General features: G+C 46.6%; 12 protein-coding genes. 8 read left to right on the plus strand and 4 right to left on the minus strand.

Annotated elements, in window-relative coordinates:
- Positions 1–52 precede the first annotated feature (52 nt).
- The 4 genes from nadB to DF182_RS14400 form a co-directional block, all read right to left on the minus strand.
- Positions 53–1,651: an L-aspartate oxidase gene (nadB, locus tag DF182_RS14385; protein ID WP_113616282.1), complete on the minus strand. Its 1,599-nt coding sequence runs from the start codon at positions 1,649–1,651 to the stop codon at positions 53–55.
- 141 nt (positions 1,652–1,792) lie between these two features.
- Positions 1,793–2,461, minus strand: a complete 669-nt coding sequence (locus DF182_RS14390; protein WP_113616283.1) for a lysoplasmalogenase — start codon at positions 2,459–2,461, stop codon at positions 1,793–1,795.
- 49 nt (positions 2,462–2,510) lie between these two features.
- A complete protein-coding gene (locus DF182_RS14395; RefSeq protein ID WP_113616284.1) occupies positions 2,511–3,851 on the minus strand; it encodes a sensor histidine kinase in 1,341 nt (446 codons plus the stop codon).
- 47 nt (positions 3,852–3,898) lie between these two features.
- Positions 3,899–5,245, minus strand: coding sequence for a sigma-54-dependent transcriptional regulator (locus tag DF182_RS14400; protein ID WP_113616897.1), 1,347 nt, complete (start codon positions 5,243–5,245; stop codon positions 3,899–3,901).
- Positions 5,246–5,460: 215 nt separating this feature from the next.
- Between DF182_RS14400 and DF182_RS14405 the strand changes: the two genes are divergently transcribed.
- The 8 genes from DF182_RS14405 to DF182_RS14440 all read left to right on the plus strand — a co-directional run bounded on the left by DF182_RS14405 (position 5,461) and on the right by DF182_RS14440 (position 20,378).
- Positions 5,461–6,708 carry an efflux RND transporter periplasmic adaptor subunit gene (locus DF182_RS14405; protein WP_113616898.1) on the plus strand — a complete coding sequence of 416 codons (1,248 nt, stop codon included), beginning with the start codon at positions 5,461–5,463 and terminating at the stop codon, positions 6,706–6,708.
- Between the two features lie 64 nt (positions 6,709–6,772).
- On the plus strand, positions 6,773–7,462 hold the full coding sequence (locus DF182_RS14410; protein ID WP_113616285.1) for an ABC transporter ATP-binding protein: 690 nt from the start codon (positions 6,773–6,775) through the stop codon (positions 7,460–7,462).
- A 31-nt stretch (positions 7,463–7,493) separates the two neighbouring features.
- A complete protein-coding gene (locus DF182_RS14415) occupies positions 7,494–9,893 on the plus strand; it encodes an ABC transporter permease (RefSeq protein WP_113616286.1) in 2,400 nt (799 codons plus the stop codon).
- Positions 9,894–9,903: 10 nt separating this feature from the next.
- Complete coding sequence (locus DF182_RS14420) at positions 9,904–12,294, plus strand: ABC transporter permease (RefSeq protein ID WP_113616287.1); 2,391 nt, start codon at positions 9,904–9,906, stop codon at positions 12,292–12,294.
- Between the two features lie 92 nt (positions 12,295–12,386).
- Positions 12,387–14,792 carry an ABC transporter permease gene (locus tag DF182_RS14425; protein ID WP_113616288.1) on the plus strand — a complete coding sequence of 802 codons (2,406 nt, stop codon included), beginning with the start codon at positions 12,387–12,389 and terminating at the stop codon, positions 14,790–14,792.
- A gap of 21 nt (positions 14,793–14,813) precedes the next feature.
- Complete coding sequence (locus tag DF182_RS14430) at positions 14,814–17,207, plus strand: ABC transporter permease (protein ID WP_113616289.1); 2,394 nt, start codon at positions 14,814–14,816, stop codon at positions 17,205–17,207.
- Between the two features lie 9 nt (positions 17,208–17,216).
- Entirely contained in the window at positions 17,217–19,625 is a 2,409-nt protein-coding gene (locus DF182_RS14435) for an ABC transporter permease (protein WP_113616290.1), read from the plus strand.
- 87 nt (positions 19,626–19,712) lie between these two features.
- Positions 19,713–20,378: an ABC transporter ATP-binding protein gene (locus DF182_RS14440; protein WP_113616291.1), complete on the plus strand. Its 666-nt coding sequence runs from the start codon at positions 19,713–19,715 to the stop codon at positions 20,376–20,378.
- Positions 20,379–20,397: the final 19 nt, after the last annotated feature.

Here is a 20,397-nt window from a genome sequence, read left to right on the forward strand (position 1 = left end):
GTTCCTCTAATATTGAATACCTCACAAAGGTAATGAAAACCAATGGTTTGGCTTACAAGACAATGTTTTGCACCAGTTCGGATTTGAGCGGATAGTCGGTATTGAAATGGAGGCCTCTGCTTTCTTTGCGGAAGGATGCCCCTTTTACAATCAGATAGCCGGCAGTGATCAGGTTGCGCAGTTCACACAACTGAGGAGACACTTCCGTTTTCTGGTACAGGGCTTCTGTTTCTTCATGTAATATATCAAGGCGGCGCATTGCGCGTTCGAGACGTTCGTTGGTTCTTACGATGCCTACATAATCGCTCATGATCTGTTTCAACTCCTTTAGACTTTGGGTGATGAGGATCATTTCGCGGGGGGCGTTAGTGCCACGGGCGTCCCAGTCGGGTACGTTTTCCTTGAATTCGAGGCTGTCTATTTTGCTGGTGGCGTCCATAAAACAGCGATGGGCAAATACCATGGCTTCCAGCAGTGAGTTGGAGGCGAGGCGGTTGGCGCCATGCAGGCCGGTGCTGGCACATTCGCCGCAGGCATACAGATTACGGATGGAGGTAAGGCCCCATTCGTTGGTTTTGATGCCACCGCAACTGTAGTGGGCTGCTGGTGCTACCGGTATCATCTGGTGTTGTACATCGATGCCGGCAGCTATACAGGTTTCGTAAATATTGGGGAAGTGATGGATAAACTTGTCGATGTCCATATGCCGGCAGTCGAGGTATACGTACTCAGTACCGGTGATTTTCATCTCGCTGTCGATAGCGCGGGCCACGATATCGCGTGGGGCCAGTGACAGACGGGGATCGTATTTATGCATGAAGTCTTCTTCATGGATATTGCGGAGGATACCGCCGTCACCACGTACAGCTTCGGTGATCAGGAAAGATGGGTTGACACCGGGCTGATACAGGGCTGTAGGGTGAAACTGGATGAACTCCATATTCTCGATACGGCCTTTTGCACGGTAAACCATGGCTACACCATCGCCCGTAGCGATAGTAGGGTTGGTGGTGCTGCGGTATACCTGTCCGTTGCCGCCGGTGGCCAGCAGCGTTACTTTAGACAGTATCTTTTCAATTTTTTTGTTGGTCAGGTTGAGGACGTACACTCCGTAACATTCGATATCCGGGGTAGCCTTGGTGACCAGGTAGCCCAGATGGTGCTGGGTGATGAGGTCTACCACAAAACAATGTGTGACCAGCTGTATATTGGGCCTGCGATGTATCGCTTCCAGCAATGCCCGCTCTATCTCTTTGCCGGTAACGTCCTTGTGATGGATGACCCTGAAAACGGAATGCCCGCCTTCTCTGCCCAGTGAAAAGTCGCCATCCGGATTTTTGTCGAAGTTGGCGCCCCATTCGATGATCTCACTGACCCTTTCCGGTCCTTCCGTTACCACCATTTCCACTATGCGCTCATTACAAAGGCCATCACCTGCGATCAGCGTATCTTCTATATGTTTCTCAAAGCTGTCATTCTCGAGATCATTCACCACAGCCACGCCTCCCTGGGCGTACTTGGTGTTGGTCTCATCCTCACGGCTTTTGGTAATGATGGTAATCTTTTTGTCGGGGTATTGCTGCGATACTTTGAGAGCATAGGTTAAGCCCGCAATCCCGGAACCGATGACAAGAAAATCTGTTTGCTGCATAGAAAACAAAAATACCCCTTTTTGAACATTGATTTTTATGATTTTTGACCACTAATGCATTTGATCTTCCGGATGGCCATGATATGGGTAGAATGACGGGAAAACTGGAGCTGTTTTTTAAAAAGCAACCTCAATTTAGACTCAACTTTTATCTCCATAATACTTCACAGACCCATGTACCAACCCAGCTTGTGCCAGGCCGTAAGTGAGCATCACCAGTATACCGCCGGCCGACATGGGATGGTAGAACTTGCCCAGCGCAATCAGAGAATCGGAAAGCAAGAACAGAATGGCCCCGATAAGGCAATACCAGGCTGCAGGCTGGTAACGGTAGTGGAAGGCATGTATGACACTCTGTACCGTAATGGATATGACCAGCGAATATATGATGACCGGAATAGCCAGATTGCCCAGGTAAGGCATCAGAAAAAGAATAAAGCCAATGATGATAGCTGCATTCAGGAATACAAGGGGGTATTTGCAATAGGGGACAGGCGGATTGGAATACCGGATGGTGAGAAAGAAGGTGATATAAAACAAGTGTCCTACCAGAAAACTGCCCAATCCGGGAAGAAACAGATTATCAAACATCAGTAACACATCTCCCAGAAAACAGGAAAAAAGGGCTCCATACATCCACATCCGCTGCTTGCCCGGCACATCTGCTGCTGACGACATGAAATACGCTGCCAGTAAAGGTACCAGCAAGGGTTTGGTAGCATAACGGAAAGCGTCCATGTTAAGGCCGATCAGTACGAGATCGGCAAATAGGGTAATGAAGTAGAGGACTAGCCATCTGGATGTTATCATGAGGACCTGTAATTGTTACTACAATATAACGAATCTTTCAGGACCCCGATCAGGTATTGAGTAAAATGAGAAACGTAGATCCATTACCGTTATTGCCAGGACTAAGCACTTTCAGCTGACCGCCATGCATCTGGATAATCTGCTGTGACAAACTGAGGCCAATCCCTGAGCCGGTTTTTTTGGTGGTGAAGAAGGGAATAAAAATTTTGTTCATGGCTTCGGTGTCAATACCAGGGCCGTTATCGGTGATTTCAATACAGATCTGTTGTACGTTGTTGAGGTATACCTTTATCTGTATGCTGGCATTGGATGTCTGTTCCAGCGCGTCCATGGCGTTTTTGACCAGATTGATGAGCACCATCTGCAACTGAGATATATCTGCATGGATCTCTACATTTTCAGCATCTACCTCCAGCAGGAAGCGGATGTTGGCCTGTTTCATATCGGCTTGAAAAAGGCTGCTTACGGTAGCTACCAGCGATTTGATATTTACCCGGGTGAACTGTGGTTGCGGCAGTGTGGTATAATCCCGGTAGGCATTTACAAAGTTCATAATGCCTTTACTCCGGCTTTCTACTGTCAGCAGGGCTTCCTGGAGGTCGGCGATGCCTTCGTGGCTGCCGGAAGTGGGGGCAATATCGAGATCTACAATTTCTTTCATAGTGCCAATGAGCGACACAATGGGGGTTACAGAGTTCATGATCTCATGACGTAATATTTTGGTGAGGTTCTGCCAGGCTTCCAGTTCTTTTTTCTGTAGTTCCGAATGGATGTTTTGAATGGAGATCAATTTGATCAGGCGGCCTTGCAGCCTTACAGTGGCGGCATGTATGGACAGTTGCTGGCCTTGTGTGGTGGCATACAGCGTTTTATTACCGGATGACAGCTCCCTTAGTAGTTCAGCAAGGCCGGGATGCATGGATTTCAGTTCTGAGATATTACGCAGCCGGTAGATGCCCATGAGCCGGAAGGCAGCGGGGTTGATCAGTTCGATGTGGCCTTCGCTGTCGAAGGAAAATACGCCGATGCTGATATGCTGGATAATGGTGTCGATGTATTTGAGATTGGCTTCTTTCTCTGCTCTTGTTTGCCGGAAGGCTTCCAGTACTTCATTGAACTGGTGGTTGAGCATACGGAAACTTTTCCCCAGCTTGTTATCGCCGCTGAAGCGGATGGAGAAATCTTCATAACGGATAGACTCCAGAAACAGTGTGAGTTTACGGTTGATGCGGTTGAGGTAATGATAGATGCCGTACATCTGCAGCACTACCAGCGGAAACAGCAGCAGGGATAAGGGCGTCATGCCATGCATGTACAGCCATGTGGAGGTGGCCAGTGTAAAGGTAAGCAACAGTACCCGCAGGCTGATATTGACGCTGAAACGGTTCATGATGGAATTTAACTTACCGGGGTGGTATTCCCCGGTAAGCAGGATGACTAAATATTGTATTTCTCGAGTCTTCTGTAGAGAGCGGCTCTACTGAGGCCCAGTTCTTTGGCGGCTTCGGTGATATTGCCATTACATTTTTTCATCGCCTGGGCAATGATGTTGCGTTCCATTTCTTCCAGGTTGTAACCCGTATCCATTTGCTGGTCCTGGGTATTGCTGCTTTTAACGAATACGTCTTTGGCCTGCAGTGTTTTGCTCTGGGAGAGGATGACGGCTCTTTCCATGGCATGTTGCAGTTCGCGGATATTACCGGGCCACTCATATTTTTCCAGTTGTTGTATGAGTGATTCATGCATGCTGTTAACCGGGCGTTTATATTTTTCGCGGTAGAGCTGCAGGAAATGTTCGGCGAGGGGAACGATGTCTTCCTTGCGTTCGCGCAGGGGAGGCAGATGTATTTCGATGGTATTGATGCGGTAGAGCAGGTCCTGACGAAACAGATGCTGGGCGGCCTGTTGCTGTATGTTGCGGTTGGTAGCGCAGATTAGTCTAACGTCAATGGGTATATTTTTATTGGAGCCCACTTTGGTAACAGATCTGTTTTGCAATACCGTCAGCAGTTTGGCCTGAAAGGGGATGGTGATGTTTCCGATTTCATCGAGGAAGATGGTGCCGCCGGCGGCTTCTTCGAAGCGTCCGGCTCTGTCTTCGCGGGCATCGGTGAAGGCACCTTTTACGTGGCCGAAAAGCTCGCTTTCGAAAAGTGTTTCACTGATGGCGCCGAGGTCTACGCTGACAAACGATTTTTTGTTGCGGAGGGAGAGCTGATGAATATGCCGGGCCAGCATGTCTTTACCGGTACCATTTTCACCAAGTATGAGCACATTGGCGTCTGTAGCCGCTACGCGTGATACGGTGTCGAATACCGCCTGCATGGCAGGGCTGCTGCCTACTATGAGGTTGCCGGTATTGACAACGGCGGCAGGCTTGTCTTGCCGGGCTGCCCGTTTATTGTATGCCGACTGGATAGTGGCCAGCAGCTTTTCGTTTTCCCAGGGCTTGAGCACAAAATCCACGGCGCCGGACTTAATGGCTCTTACAGCCATCTCTACGTCGCCATAGGCGGTAAACAGCACTACAGCAGTGTCGGGCTTGATATCGAGGATACGGTCCAGCCATTCGAAGCCTTCTTTTCCGCTGCTGAGGTCACGGGTGAAGTTCATATCCAGCAGGATCACGTCGTAATCAAAGTTGGAAACGAGGTAAGGTATCTTCTGCGGATTTTTCTCAAAATCCACCTGCTCAAAATGTCTCTTCAACAGTAGACGTGCAGCACGCAATACATCTACATCATCGTCTACTATCAGGATTTTTCCGGGTTGCATTGTGGTCATGGGCAAATAGTGAATGGGTAACAATATTACAGAAAGATTTTTTTACATCAGCAGCTAATTTCAGCGCCTTTTTCAAAGTGTCCGTTTGTGAACACCGGTTGTCCGCCATAGGACATTTTTAAAAGTGGAAATGCTTGGAAAACATTGATGGTAAAGGGTTTTTGGCTTTGGCATATGGATTGACTTTCTTTGGTCACAAACTTTTCCTAAATAACATGGATAGAAAAATTGAAAAGAAGTTCTGGAATAAAAAACGCATCCTGATGATTGGTGGTGGTGGACTGATTGCATTGTTGCTGTTGTATACACTGATCTTTGCCGACCACCGCGCTACCCTCAATGTAGAAAAGGATAAGATCACCATCTCTGAAGTGAAAAAAGGCACTTTCGATGTATATATCGCTGTAACCGCAGTGGTAATGCCACTGAAGACCATCCGCCTCGACGCCATTGAAGGAGGCTATGTAAGCCGTAAATACCTGGAAGGCGGCAGCATGGTGAAAGAAGGGGATTCTATCCTCAAACTGGACAACCAGCACATGATGATGGAGTTTGTAAATCATGAGACAGAGATATACCGTTTACGTAATGAGCTGCAGAATACACGCTTGTCCATCCGTCAGCAGGACTTTACTATGCAGCAGAGTCTTTCCGAACTGACTGCCAGGATTGATGCAGCTCAGGACCTGTATGACCGTAATAAACAACTGGTTGACGAAAAGATCGTTGCCCGTCAGGAGTTCAACAAAAACAAGATAGAACTGGAAGGACTGAAAAGGCAGCGCGATATTATGTCGCAGTCCCAGTCTTATCAACGCGAGAATGCCAAACAACAGATCTCTCAGCTGGAAGGTACATTGTCACGTACCCAGCGCAACCTGGAGCTGATGAAACAAAACCTCAACAGCCTGATTGTCAGGGCCCCTGTTTCCGGACAGCTGTCTTCCATCGATGTGGAAGTAGGCTCCAGCATCACTGCAGGCCAGAACATAGGCCAGATTGACGATCTGAATGGTTTTAAGCTGCGTGCCGATATCGATGAACACTACGTATCACAGGTGTTCGCCGGTTTGAAAGCCACCTTTGAGTTTGATGGTAAAACCTATGAGATGGTGGTGACCAAAGTATATCCTGAAGTTAAAAGCGGTCGTTTCCAGGCTGATATGAATTTTGAAAAAACAACACCTGAAGGCATCCGCCGTGGACAATCTTCTCCTATCCGACTGGTACTGGGTAAGTCTGCAGAAGCGATCCTGCTGCCTCTGGGAGGCTTCTTTTCCGACACTGGTGGTAACTGGGTGTACGTGGTAGATAAAAGCGGGAAACGTGCCTTAAAACGTAATATCTCACTGGGTAGAAAAAATCCTTTGTATTTTGAAGTACTGGAAGGATTACAGCCAGGCGACCAGGTAATCACGTCTTCTTATGAGAATTTTGGTAACAAGGATGTGCTGGCATTTTAAGATTCATCCATTTTTTTATATACTGCTATTGTAAAACTATCATTCATTTAGACAATCAAAACATATGATACGCACCGTTAACTTACAGAAGTTATTTACAACAGAAGAAGTGGAAACAACCGCCCTCAATGGCATTAACATGGAAGTGCAGGATGGTGAGTTTGTAGCGATCATGGGGCCATCCGGTTGTGGTAAGTCAACCCTGCTGAACATCATTGGTTTACTGGACAATCCCAGCGACGGTGAGTATCATTTCTGGGGCAAGGAAGTCGCCAGGATGAGCGAGCGCCAGCGCGCGCAACTGCGTAAAGGATCTATCGGCTTCGTATTCCAGAGCTTTAACCTGATCGATGAGCTGACCGTTTATGAAAACGTGGAGCTGCCATTATTATATCTGAAAGTAGCTCCGGCTGAAAGAAAACAAAAAGTGGAAGAAGTGCTGGAACGTATGAATATCATGCACCGCCGTAACCACTTCCCACAACAGCTTTCCGGTGGTCAGCAACAACGTGTGGCCATCGCCCGCGCCGTAGTAGCCAAACCCAATCTGATCCTGGCGGATGAACCTACCGGTAACCTGGACTCCACCAACGGAGAAGAGGTAATGAAACTGTTGCAGGAACTCAATAATGCCGGCACCACCCTGATCATGGTTACCCACTCTCCCTACGATGCCGGGTTTGCTCACCGTATCATCAATCTCTTTGACGGACGGGTAGTGACAGAAAATATCAAGGAACAGTTCCATGTGTGATTTTATTCCGCCATTCTAAAACCACTCTGCTATGTTCCGGAATTACTTCAAAATATCTATCCGTCATTTACAGCGTCATAAATTTATCACTGCCATCAACGTTTGTGGGTTGGCAGTGGGAATGGCCTGTTGTATACTGATAGTGCTGTATGTACGGGATGAACTGAGCTTTGACCGTTTTCACACCAAGGCAGATAATATCTATCGTATTACGACCATCGAAAATACACAGGCCACCGGAGTAACAGCCTATGGAGCAGCTACCCAGTTTCCTATTGCGCCTAACCTCAAAAAAGAAGTCAGTGGTATCAAAGAAGCGGTAAGGGTTTTTGTTCCGGGCACAACTTTATTTACTGCCGGAGATAAAAAGATGCTGGAAACAGAGAGTTGTTTTGCGGATGCTGCTTTTTTCCAGATGTTTGATTTTCCCTTGCTTGAAGGAGATCCCGCCACTGTACTGAAAGAGCCTTATACAGTAGTTCTCTCTGTCAGTGCAGCAAAAAAATATTTCGGCAACGGATCACCGATAGGGAAGCTTCTGAAAGTGGGTAACGGTTATAGCTGCACCGTTACCGGTGTAGTGAAGGATATGCCCCATAATACCGACCTCCGGATGAACGTGATCATGTCTTTTGCTACGATGACGAGGGAGAATACCGAGTTTGAGAAACTATGGTACATGTTCAGTAATAATGTGACGTATGTGCAACTGACCGATGGTACCAATCCCCAAAAGATTGTTCCCCAGTTAAGAGATTTTGTAAAACTGCATATTGATCCGATTGTCAAAAGGCATGGAATAAAGTTTGAGTTGGATTTGCAGCCGCTTCACAATGCCCATCTCCATCCGGATGGCGACAAAGGTGGTGTGGATAATTCCCCCTTAATCTGGTTATATATAGCTATCGCTGCGTTTATCATACTCATTGCCTGTATAAATTTCATGAACCTTACTACCGCCAGAGCTCATGAAAGAGCCAGGGAGGTAGGGTTGCGCAAAGTGCTGGGTGCACAAAGGAAAAGCCTCGTTTTCCAGTTTCTGACCGAATCGCTGGTGATCAGTGTGCTGTCGCTGATACTGGCGGTGGTGTTGGCCTTCTCCTTACTGCCGCTATTCAACCGGATCACCGGAAAGGAATTGAATTTACTGGCTTCGGGAGATGCTTTCCTGTATGGCGGATTATTGTTGCTGGTGGCCACGGTAGGTTTGCTGGCTGGCAGTTATCCTGCCTTATATCTCTCCGGCCTCATGCCGGTAAAAGTGCTGAAAGGCAGTTTTGTTACCGTCGGGGCCAGGGTATTCATCCGCAGAGGACTAGTGGTGTCTCAGTTTGCCATTGCGGTAGCGTTAATCATTGCTACCGTTGTCGTATATACGCAGTTGCGTTTCTGGCAACAGAAAAATCTGGGCTTTGATAAAGAGCACCTGGTGAATATCTATCTGTCAGGTGCAGATAGTTTACCGAAAAAGGATCTTTTAAAGGCTACAGTGGCCGGTTTGGCCGGTGTGCAGCAAACATCCCTGAACAACCTGTTGATGGGATTTGGTTCGTATAATAACAACCCGATAGTCCGGGAAGGAGGAGAAGACAAGGATGGTTTTGTATCGGCTATCATTCAGGGAGATTATGACCTGCTGAAGACAACTGGAATCAAACTGCTGGCAGGCAGGGATTTCGATAAAGCAATGGCCACTGATTCTACCGATGCTTTTATTATTAATCAGGCGGCTGCCAAACGGCTGGGATTTACAAACCCTATCGGGAAACGCATCGAATGGAGGCCTGGTGACTTCGCCAGACACGGTGTCATTATTGGCGTAATGGAAGATTTTAATTTCCGCTCCCTACGTTTTTCTGTAGAGCCGGCCGCATACCTGATAAACCCCCGGAATGCAGCTATCCTGTCTGTAAGGCTGGCTCCGGGCGACCATCTCGCTCAGTTGGCCGGAATAGAAAAGGTATGGAACAATATTGTGCCCGACAATCCAATCAATTACTCTTTTGTAGACCAGGACCTGAGGGCCATTTATGCCGAAGAGCAGATGATGGGAAATATATTCAGCATTTTTTCCGGCCTTGCCGTTTTTATCGCATGTATGGGGCTGCTGGGATTGTCTATGCTGATATCCAGACAGCGAACCAAAGAAATCGGTATCCGCAAGGTGCTGGGGGCTTCTGTGGCCAATGTGTCCGCGCTGTTGTCGCGTGACTTCCTGAAGCTTGTATTGTTAGGTATCTGTATCGGTTCTCCTATCGCATGGTATGGTATGGAAAAATGGTTGCAGCATTTTGCCTTCAGAATAATAGTACAATGGTGGGTGTTTGTGCTCACAGCGGTAGTAGTGGTGCTGATAGCCTTATTGACTGTGAGTTTTCAGGCTGTCCGGACGGCATTGGTGAATCCGGTAAAATCATTGAAGACAGAATAAATTATCGTTTATGCTTCTCCGTTACATACAGATCGCTTTCAGAAATATGCGCCGGCAAAGGCTGTTTGCCTTTATTAATATTGCCGGCCTGGCATTAAGCATGGCTGTATGCCTGATGGTATTGAAGTCTACTAAAAAGAATTTCAGCTACGATAAATTCCATCCGGCCACCTCGAGAACCTGGAGGATTACCTCACAGGCCACTACTCAGGACGGAAAACACTATCATATGGCCAGTACACCACTGCCACTGGCAACGGTGCTGCATCAGGATTACGCCCTCACAGAAGCAGAAGTGCGTGTGTATAGTGTGCTGCATGGCAATGTGATCAATGGAAAGAAGAAATTACCTGTCAATGGTGCTTTTACAGAGCCATCTTTTTTCAATGTCTTCGGCTTTAAACTGGAAAGTGGTGATCCGGCTACAGCACTAAGCACACCTAATAGTATTGTACTCGGAGAAGATGCCGCCAGAAAGATTTTCGGTAACCAACAGGCAATGGGTAAGACTGTACATTTTGAAATACTGGGAGATTATATTGTTACCGGTATTCTTGCGCCTGCACCGGGTTTGACTCATATCAACTATGAGGCTTATGCTTCCCTGTCTTCTGTGTCTGCACTGGAACAGCAGAAAGTGCTGCCGGAGCGGTTGCAGAACTGGAATAATGTACAGGATGCCTATACTTATGTTGTTTTAAAACCCGGTGTAAACAAAGCTTCACTTTCTACTGCATTGGAATTTTTGTCTGAAAAATATTACCAGCCTGCTTCCAAAGGGATTGGCAGTATCACTTTTGAAAAACAAGCACTGAGCAGTATCACCCCTTCTCAGGAACTATATAATGACATGAGAGGTGGCCAGCCCTGGGGGAAAGTACTGGCCGAAATAGCCGTGGGACTTGCATTGCTGCTGTGTGCCTGCTTCAACTATACCAACCTGTCTATTGTTCGCTCATTGCAACGGGCGCGTGAAGTAGGTGTCCGTAAAGTTAACGGAGCTAAACGTTCGCAGGTGTTTATGCAATTTATTGTAGAATCTGTGGTGATGTGTCTGTTGTCATTAATACTGGCGATGGGGTTACTGGTGCTGATGGAATCGTATACCCATGTAGGTATTGGATTTTTATCAGGTGAAAGGTTTGATATTGTACTGATGGGGTGGTTCCTGGTGTTTAGCTTGTTAACAGGTGTGCTGGCAGGCGTCATTCCTGCCTGGGCTTTGTCTTCCTTCCAGCCAGCGAGGGTGCTGAAAAATATTGTAGACATCAAACTTTTTGGAGGGTTGGGATTGCGGAAGACGCTAATCGTGATTCAGTTTTCGCTTTCAATGACAGCGATCATATTTTTTGTGACCGTTTACCGCCAGTTTTCTTTTAAAGAGGCCTTTGATATGGGATTTGCCCGTAACAATATACTGAATGTGCCATTGGCCGATGTAGACTTTCAGCTGATGAAAGATCGGTTAATGCAGGTGAAAGGAGTAGAGGCCGCCACTGCCAGTTCAGGTACCCTGGGCATGCCCAACCAGAGCGGTTTTCTGCAAGCCCGTACCGCACTGGATGGCAACCGTATGGAGCTGGGCTACTACGCCGGTGATGCCGATTTTCTGAAACTGATGCAGCTCAGATTGCTGGCAGGGTCCGGATTTCCGGCAGCAGCTTCCCAAAGCAAAGAGCAGTATATCATCGTTAACGAACGATTGGTAGCGGCCATGAATCTGAAAACACCAGCAGATGCTATCGGTAAAACCTTATGGCTGACAGATTCCACAGCGGTGAGTATCATTGGAGTAGTGAAAGATTTCAATTATCAACCCATAGAAATGCCTGTACTGCCAATGACTATACGCTTCGTACCACAGCAATTCAAACAGCTGCAGGTGCTGGTGAATACACAGGATAAAGACCAGGTAATGGCGGGTATTAAACAAGCCTGGGTGGAAATGCATCCTGGTGAGATATTTTCCGCATCCTGGATGAATGATGAACTGATCGAACGTACCAGTGGGAAAGAACCTATATCCGGACTCGCGGTGCTGGTATTTATGATCACTGTGATCGCTGCCCTGGGTCTATTGGGTGTGGTCTCATATACGACCTTTACCCGTAAGAAAGAGATAGGTATCCGTAAAGTGATGGGTGCTGGTGTACCAGGTCTGGTAATGCTGCTTTCCAAAAACTATCTCCGCCTGATTGTATTGGCTGGTATTATAGCCTTGCCATTGGGTTACCTGGGAAGTACCTTATTCCTTCAGCTCTTTGCCAACCGCATTAGCATAGGATTTTTTACGCTGGCAGGCAGCTTTGCAGCTTTGCTGGCAATTGCCCTGTTGGCCATTATTTCGCAAACATGGCGTGCTGCGGATGCCAACCCGGCGAATGTATTGAGAAATGACTAAAATAATTATAAAAGAGAATAACAAGTGAACAGCAAATCAGAGTGTGTATCTACGCGCCCTGCTTTTTAAAATAATCTTTTAAATCATTGCGCATGTTTGGAAGTTATATCAAGATTGCCTGGAGAAATTTACTAAAACAGAAAGTGTTTGCAGCCGTGAATGTAGTAGGTATGAGTGCCGCTATCTGTGCGGCCTTATTGCTGTCACTCACGGCCTATCGGGAATGGACATACGATGATTTTCAGGTGAATAAAGAACATATTTACCAGTTATACCGGGAAGATGGTACTGCTAAGGGTATGAGGATAGGTACCAGCTTTGCAGAGCCCATGGCAGATGTACTCCGGAAGGAGGTACAGGGAGTGAAACATGTTTCCCGTATAGGCGGTGGCGATATGCCAGTAAGATACAACGGCAAACATATTTACTTTGATGTGGAAATGGTGGACGCCGATTTCCTGAAGATGTTTTCTTTCCGCTTGTTGCAGGGTAACGTTTCTACAGCGTTGCAACAGCCGGACCAACTGGTACTGACACAAAAGACTGCCCGGGCGCTCTTCAATCAGGAAGATCCGGTAGGTAAAACAGTAGAAGTCAATATCGACAATCAATGGCGTCCCTTTATCGTTTCAGCAGTGGCAGCGAATGTACCGGATAACTCCAGTATTATGTTTGAAGCCCTGGTCCGATTTGAAAATGTGGATGACTATGCCACTATCCGCAACAACTGGAATATGGGCAATTATCCTCTGATGGTGGAAGTGGAAGCTTCCGTTACTACAGCGGCATTCGAAAAGAGCCTGGTGCCTGTAACGAACAAATATTACGCGGGAAATATCGAAGAGCTGAAAAAGAATGGTGGAATACCCAATAAAGACGGGGTATTGATACGGATGAACGGAATTCCTCTGAATGAGTTTCATCTTAATACCCTCAGCTCTTTCAGCAATGGTCTGAATCCATTTTATCCCTGGCTGATGGTGATTCTGGCAGTCCTGATTATTGGCATCGCTTGTATCAACTTTATTAACCTGTCTATCGCCAGATCGTTTACCCGTGGCAGTGAGATCGGCCTGAGAAAAGCGCTGGGGGCCATGGACAGACAATTGTTGTTTCAGTTCTGGAGTGAGGCTTTTCTGCTTTGTTTTATTTCACTGATACTTAGTTTATTGTTGACGATACTGCTGATGCCATATTACAACGCCACTTTCAACCATGAGCTGAGTCTCCGGCTTTTCAGTAATATCTGGCTGGTACTGGGAGCTGCATTTATTTTCTTTATGGTGACATTGCTGGCGGGTGGATATCCAGCCTGGAAAGTAGCCAGACTGAATATTATTCAGGTGCTGAAAGGTAAACTGAGCCTGGCTAAAGGCAATGGTGTACGTAATGGGTTGATCATCGTTCAGTTTATTGTGGCTGCCTTGCTGATCAGCTGCACGGCTGTTATCTGGCAGCAGCTTGATTTCATACAATCGACACCGTTAGGATTTAATACTACACAAGTGATCAGTATACCGGGCGATAATGCATCGCCGCAGGTTATTGCATCGCTGCGCAGCAGACTGGCCGGAGAAGCGGACGTAGAGAGTGTGTCAGGTAGTATGCTGAACCTGGGGCTGGGTAAAGACGGCTCTTCCGGCAATTGGTACCGGGGATTTACCTATAAAGGCAGTCACATTAACACACAATGTATCATAGTAGATTACGATTACGCACGTACGCTGGATCTCAAAATGGTGGCGGGTCGTGATTTCTCCCGCAATTTTGGAGCAGACACCACTGGTGTGGTGATCAACGAACAAATGGCGAAACTGCTGGGAGAAAAAGACCTGATAGGTGCTGTTATTACACCCAGCGATGTCCCACTGCATGTGATCGGGGTGGTGAAAGATTACCATTTTGAGTCACTGCGTAAAAAGATTGATCCGCTGATGATGGTTATGACCATTACTCCACATTCCAACTATGTCTTTGTAAAAGTAAATACCCGCAATCCGGTAGCCACGCTGAAACATATCTCAGCCATATGGAAAGATATTAACCCGCTGGCTAAAAATGATCCCAGTTTTCTGGATGAAAACACCAACAGGCTGTACCGCCAGGAAGCCCGTTTCTCAAAAATATTTATGAGTGGAGCCGTACTGGCTATCGTGATCTCCTGTATGGGCCTGTTTGCTATTGCTGTACTGGTGATGGCTCAGCGCCAAAAGGAAATCGGTATCCGTAAGGTATTGGGAGCTTCTGTAGGTGGAATTGTATTGCTGCTCTCAAAAGATTTTCTGAAGCTGGTGCTGATAGCGGTATTGATTGCTACTCCTTTATCCTGGTACCTGATGCAGCAATGGCTGCAAAGGTTCGAGTTTCATGTAAATATCCATTGGTGGCTTTTTGCAATGGTTGGCCTGATGGCTGTTATCATTGCCTTGGCCACTACCAGCCTGCAAACAATAAAAGCTGCATTGGCCAATCCTGTTGATAGCCTCAAGCGTGATTAAAACCAATAAAATTCTAAATCGATGTGGAAGAATTACCTGAAGATAGCTGCGAAGAATCTGTTGAAACGGAAGTTGTATACGGGTATTAACGTATTCGGACTGGCAACGGGGATCGCTTGTTTTATTCTGTTGTCTTTATACCTGGAAAACGAATGGACTTACGATAGCTGGTATAAAAACGCGAATGAGTTATACCGTATTCGTATGGACTATGGTGAAAAAGGGGAGAAGATAATGCAGATAGCCGTGACGCCGAATATATTGGCTACTACCATCAAACCCCTGCCGGAAATCAAAAAGCTCGCGCGGGTATTCCCAAGAGAAGTAACGGTACAGTATGGCGACAAGAGCTGGAATGAAAACCGCTTTGTATATGCTGATGCTCCTTTTTTTGAAATGTTTTCTTTCCGGCTATTGTCCGGTAATGCTGCCAATGTGCTGAACGGGCCTAATATGGTTGTGCTCACAGCCTCTATGGCAAAAAAATATTTCGGTGATGTAGAGCCCATTGGTAAAACATTACAAATCAATGGTACACGGGCGTTACAGGTAACAGGTGTGGTAGCCGATGTGCCAGCTAATAGCCACCTGAAATTTGATTTTGTAGCCAGCTACAGCACCCTGCAACTCCAGGAGCAGTGGGGATCTGCCAATTACTACACCTATGTGCAGGTTGGTAATCCGGCTCAGTTAGGAAGTCTGCAGACCAGCCTGAGCCAGATCGCCAGGCAGCAGTTGAGTGAAAGCGATATAAAAAATGGCGCCATCTTCAATTTTGTTCCGGAGCCGGTTACTGACATTCATCTGCATTCTGCTGCCAGTGCTGCTACTGAAGATGCCGGAGATGTCCGCTACAACTATATTTTCGGGCTGATAGGCGTCATGCTGCTGGTAATAGCTTGTGTTAACTTTATGAACCTGGCCACGGCCCGTTCCTCCGAAAGAAGCAGGGAAGTGGGTGTCCGTAAGGCTTTGGGTGCCCAACGTTCGCAGCTTTTCTGGCAGTTTATGATGGAATCAGCCTTGCTCACCGGAATAGCCCTGGTGATAGGACTGTTGCTGGCAGGCCTGTTATTGCCTGCATTTAATCAACTCACAGATACAAGACTTCAATTAGGTGGCGCCAGCGGATACCGTATTTACGGCATATTGGTGGGGATCTTTTTCCTGGTGGCTTTTGTTACGGGTATCTATCCGGCGTTGTTCCTCTCTGGTTTCCGACCGGTGCAGGTGCTGAAAGGTTCTATGACAGCCACTCCACAGGGCAGGAGTATCCGTAAATCATTGGTGGTATTTCAGTTTGCGGCATCTGTATTCTTTATCATCTGTACGCTGGTAGTGCAACAGCAAATGCTGTTTATTCAGCATAAGAAGCTGGGGATGGACCGGTCTGAAGTACTAGTGCTGGATGGTTTCAAAGCAGGCAGCAATGCCATGGAAGCCTTTAAAAACAGGCTGCTTCAACTCACCGGTATATTGTATGTAACAGCATCTGCTGACTCTCCTGTCTCCATCCAGGGTGGTTACACCATTGACCATGTAGAAGAGCATCAGCCGGGTTTCACCCTCAGCATTGCAGCGGTGCCGGTGGAAAAAGATTATCTGAAAACAGTAGGTATCTCATTGTTGGCTGGTGAAGATCTCACCAGAGGTGACATCGCTGATGTTACTAAAGAAAAAAATGAAGAGCGTACGTATCATTTTTTCCTGAATGAAACAGCCAGCAAAAGACTGGGATGGTCACCTGAAGTGGCTGTGGGAAAGAGGATGTCGTTGAATGGCCGTAACGGAACGGTAAAGGGAGTGATGAAGGATTTTCATTTTGCTTCCATGAAAAACAAAATCGAACCTATCATCGTATTCCCCGAATATGAATGGTTGCGGCAGATATTTATCAAAACAAGTGGTAAAGACAAACAACAACTGATAGCAGGCATTGAAGGACTTTGGAAAGAAATGCAGCCGGGAGTTCCTTTTGATTATCATTTCCTGGATGATGATTTTAATAGATTGTATAAGTCGGAATACCGTGTAGGAAAGGTGCTGGGAATATTTGCCGGTGTGGTGATGCTGGTGTCCTGCCTGGGATTGTTGGGGCTGGCTGCATTGACTACACAACAACGTACCCGTGAGATTGGTATCCGTAAGGTGTTGGGTGCTTCTGTGGGTAGTGTGGTGACCATGTTGTCGAAAGATTTTATCAGATTGGTACTGATTGCTTTGCTGATTGCGGCGCCGCTGGCCTGGTATGCTGCAGGCAACTGGCTCAATGCTTTTGCCTATCATGCTTCCCTGAGTATATGGCTGTTTCTGATGGCGGGCTTGATGGCGGTAGTGGTGGCTTTGCTCACCGTCAGCCTGCAGTCGGTGAAAGCAGCCTTGATGAATCCGGTTAATAGTCTCAAATCAGAATAAAGAATTACTATGTTTCGAAATTATCTCCTGGTGGCTGTCAGAAATATCTGGCGTAATAAAATGTTTTCGCTGTTAAATATGCTGGGGCTGGTAGTCGGTATCAGTGCAGCGCTGGTAGTATGTCTGGTGGTATGGTATGAGGCCGGTTTTAACAAGCAACAACAAAATAAAGACCGTATTTACAGGATAGTGTCTACCATCTGTTTCTCAGGAGATAGCGTTAGAAACAGTGGAGTAACGGTACCGGTAGTACAGGTGGTGAGAGAAAACATTCCACAGGTAGAAAAGACAATTCATTTTTTTACAGATGATATCACAGGTAGAATTACAGTAGATGGTAAGGATTTTAGAAACAAGGAAGATATCATTTTTGCGGATTCCTCATATATGGATATGATGGGATATCAGTGGTTGAGTGGATCGCCGGCCACCGCGCTGAAACAGCCTTTTTCAGTGGTGTTGACAAAAGACAAGGCAGATACCTATTTCCCGGGGCTTTCGCCGGCAGCTGTCATGGGAAAAGAGATTGTTTACGATGATTCCATCAGGACAACAGTAACTGGTGTGGTGGCTGATTTACCTTACCGCACTGATTTCTGGTTCAGGGAAATAGTATCTATGTCAACGGTTTATGCCAGCCAATACCGGAAAGACGTCTATGCTGTCGATAACTGGACGAACACCAGTTCATCCAGCCAGTTGCTGGTAAAGCTGAAAGTAGGAGCCGATCCGAAACAAGCGACTGCCTTGTTGGCTAAATATATGGAATTGCACAATGATAAAAGTTCCCGGACATCCCTGTGGTTGCAGCCTTTAGAGGATATTCACTTCAATAGGAACTATTATGCCTATAAAAGGACTGCAGACAGGCAGCAGTTGTATATGTTGTCACTGGTAGCAGTAGCATTATTAATCCTGGCGGTGATCAATTTTATCAATCTGACAACAGCACAGGCAGCCCGCAGGGCTAAAGAAACCGGCATCCGTAAAGCTATCGGTGGTACAATGCGGCAGCTGATGGTGCAGTTTATGGGAGAAACTTTTGTGCTCACCTTTGTGTCCGCGACAATGTCATTGTTGATAGCACCTTTGCTGGTAAAGAGTTTTCACGGCTTTCTGCCGGAAGACCTGCCTGCCATGCAATTGTATTCCTGGCCGGTATTGCTGTTTTTATTGTTGCTGGCGGTAGTGGTAGCATTGTTGTCTGGTATTTACCCGGCGTATGTGTTAGCTCGTTTTCAGCCGGTAATGGTGCTGAAATCACAGACGGGCACTGTGGGAAACAAAGCATGGTTGCGACAAACACTGACTGCTACTCAGTTTATGGTGGCCCAGTTTTTTGTTATTGCCACATTGATTGTCAGTAAACAGATTCATTATTCGTTGAATAAAGATCTTGGTTTCCGTAAGGATGCTATTCTTACCGTTGCTACACCGCCACGGGATGAGAATAACAGCCTGCGCAACAGGCTGCAGGCAGGTATTGCCGCGCTGCCGGAAGTAGAAGAGGTGAGCTTGTCGAATCGTTCACCGATCATCAATGGTTTCATGACCTCTGTCCTCGACCGCAAGGATGGCCGGAAGGCTATCGAGAAAGTAGTAGAAATGCGCTATGTGGACAGCTCTTATTTAAAGGTGTATCAGTTGAAACTGCTGGCAGGAAGAAACCTGATGAATTCGGATACCGTGAGGGAATGGCTACTGAATGAAACTGCTGTCCGTGCTTTTGGTTTCAAGCGTCCGGAAGATGCAGTGGGGGAGCTCATTTCAGGGAAGCCGGTTGTAGGAGTGGTGAAAAACTTCAATGCTGGTAATCTGCATAGGGAGATCCCGGCGCTGGCGCTGGGCAGTGCTGCTGCCAAAAGCCATCGTACTTTGCATATACGGTTGCATGATGCCGGAGAAAAGGGTGTCGTCTGGAAAAATGGAATTGCCGGCATAGAAAAAGTATGGAAAGAGATTTACCCAAGGGAAGAGTTCAGTTATGAGTTTCTGGATAAGACCATAGAAAATCTATATCGAAATGAACTGCGTATTGCAAGTTTATTGAACTGGTGCTCAGGATTAGCTGTTTTTATCAGTGCATTAGGGCTACTAGGTTTAGTTGTTTTTACCACTAATCAGCGTACCCGGGAAATAGGGATACGAAAGGTACTGGGAGCAAGTGTATGGCAGGTGATCCGGTTGCTGACAAAGGACTTTATGAAGCCGGTCCTCGTGGCTTTTGTGCTGGCGGTGCCCCTTTCATGGTGGGTAATGGACAAGTGGCTGCAATCTTTTGTATACCGTACAAGTCTTAGTTGGTGGGTGTTTGCGGTGGGGGGAATGATAATGGTTGTATTGGCATTAACCACTATGAGCATAAAAACGGTGCGGTCTGCTCTCAGTAACCCGGTAGATGCATTAAAAACTGAATAACAGAATGAAAAGATCCGGCAAAATGCATTTATATTGCTTTGCCGGAAATTGTTAACAAGAAGCCTGAAATTTTAAAAAGCTACTATCATGATACAACTGCAGAAAATATCCAAGCATTATCCGGTGGGATTTGGTAAAAATGAAATATTAAAAGACGTTGATCTCAACATTGGAGAGGGGGAATTTGTTTCTATAATGGGACCCTCCGGATCCGGTAAATCAACGCTGTTGCATATACTGGGATTATTGGAAGAGCCTTCTGGCGGACAGTACCTGTTTCAGGGAGAGCGTGTAGATAAAATGAATGAAAAAAAACGTACGCAGTTACACCGTGATGCAATCGGTTTTGTGTTCCAGGCCTACCATCTCATTGATGAGCTGACTGTATATGAAAACATAGAAACCCCTTTACTGTATAAAAATCTGTCTGGTTCGGAAAGAAAGAGCAGGGTAGCGGATGTATTGGATCGTTTTAATATGGTGGCCAAAAAAGACCTGTTTCCTAATCAACTTTCCGGCGGACAGCAACAGCTGGTGGGCATTGCCCGCGCCATTGTCGCAGAACCCCGTGTGATCTTCGCAGATGAACCTACCGGAAACCTGCACTCTGACCAGGCCAGGGTGATCATGGAAATGTTTAAACACCTGAATGAGCAGGATAAGATTACCATTGTACAGGTAACCCACTCCGATGTGAATGCTACTTATGGCAACCGTATTATTCAGATCAGTGACGGGCAAATTCAGGGGTAGCAGGAAGGATTCTTTTATA

The organism is Chitinophaga flava, assembly GCF_003308995.1.
GTDB lineage: Bacteria > Bacteroidota > Bacteroidia > Chitinophagales > Chitinophagaceae > Chitinophaga > Chitinophaga flava.

Coding starts and splice junctions, on each gene's coding strand:
- nadB (WP_113616282.1), bottom strand. CDS start 1,651: ATGCAGCAAACAGATTTTCTTGTCATCGGTTCCGGGATTGCGGGCTTA.
- DF182_RS14390 (WP_113616283.1), bottom strand. CDS start 2,461: ATGATAACATCCAGATGGCTAGTCCTCTACTTCATTACCCTATTTGCC.
- DF182_RS14395 (WP_113616284.1), bottom strand. CDS start 3,851: ATGAACCGTTTCAGCGTCAATATCAGCCTGCGGGTACTGTTGCTTACC.
- DF182_RS14400 (WP_113616897.1), bottom strand. CDS start 5,245: ATGACCACAATGCAACCCGGAAAAATCCTGATAGTAGACGATGATGTA.
- DF182_RS14405 (WP_113616898.1), top strand. CDS start 5,461: ATGGATAGAAAAATTGAAAAGAAGTTCTGGAATAAAAAACGCATCCTG.
- DF182_RS14410 (WP_113616285.1), top strand. CDS start 6,773: ATGATACGCACCGTTAACTTACAGAAGTTATTTACAACAGAAGAAGTG.
- DF182_RS14415 (WP_113616286.1), top strand. CDS start 7,494: ATGTTCCGGAATTACTTCAAAATATCTATCCGTCATTTACAGCGTCAT.
- DF182_RS14420 (WP_113616287.1), top strand. CDS start 9,904: ATGCTTCTCCGTTACATACAGATCGCTTTCAGAAATATGCGCCGGCAA.
- DF182_RS14425 (WP_113616288.1), top strand. CDS start 12,387: ATGTTTGGAAGTTATATCAAGATTGCCTGGAGAAATTTACTAAAACAG.
- DF182_RS14430 (WP_113616289.1), top strand. CDS start 14,814: ATGTGGAAGAATTACCTGAAGATAGCTGCGAAGAATCTGTTGAAACGG.
- DF182_RS14435 (WP_113616290.1), top strand. CDS start 17,217: ATGTTTCGAAATTATCTCCTGGTGGCTGTCAGAAATATCTGGCGTAAT.
- DF182_RS14440 (WP_113616291.1), top strand. CDS start 19,713: ATGATACAACTGCAGAAAATATCCAAGCATTATCCGGTGGGATTTGGT.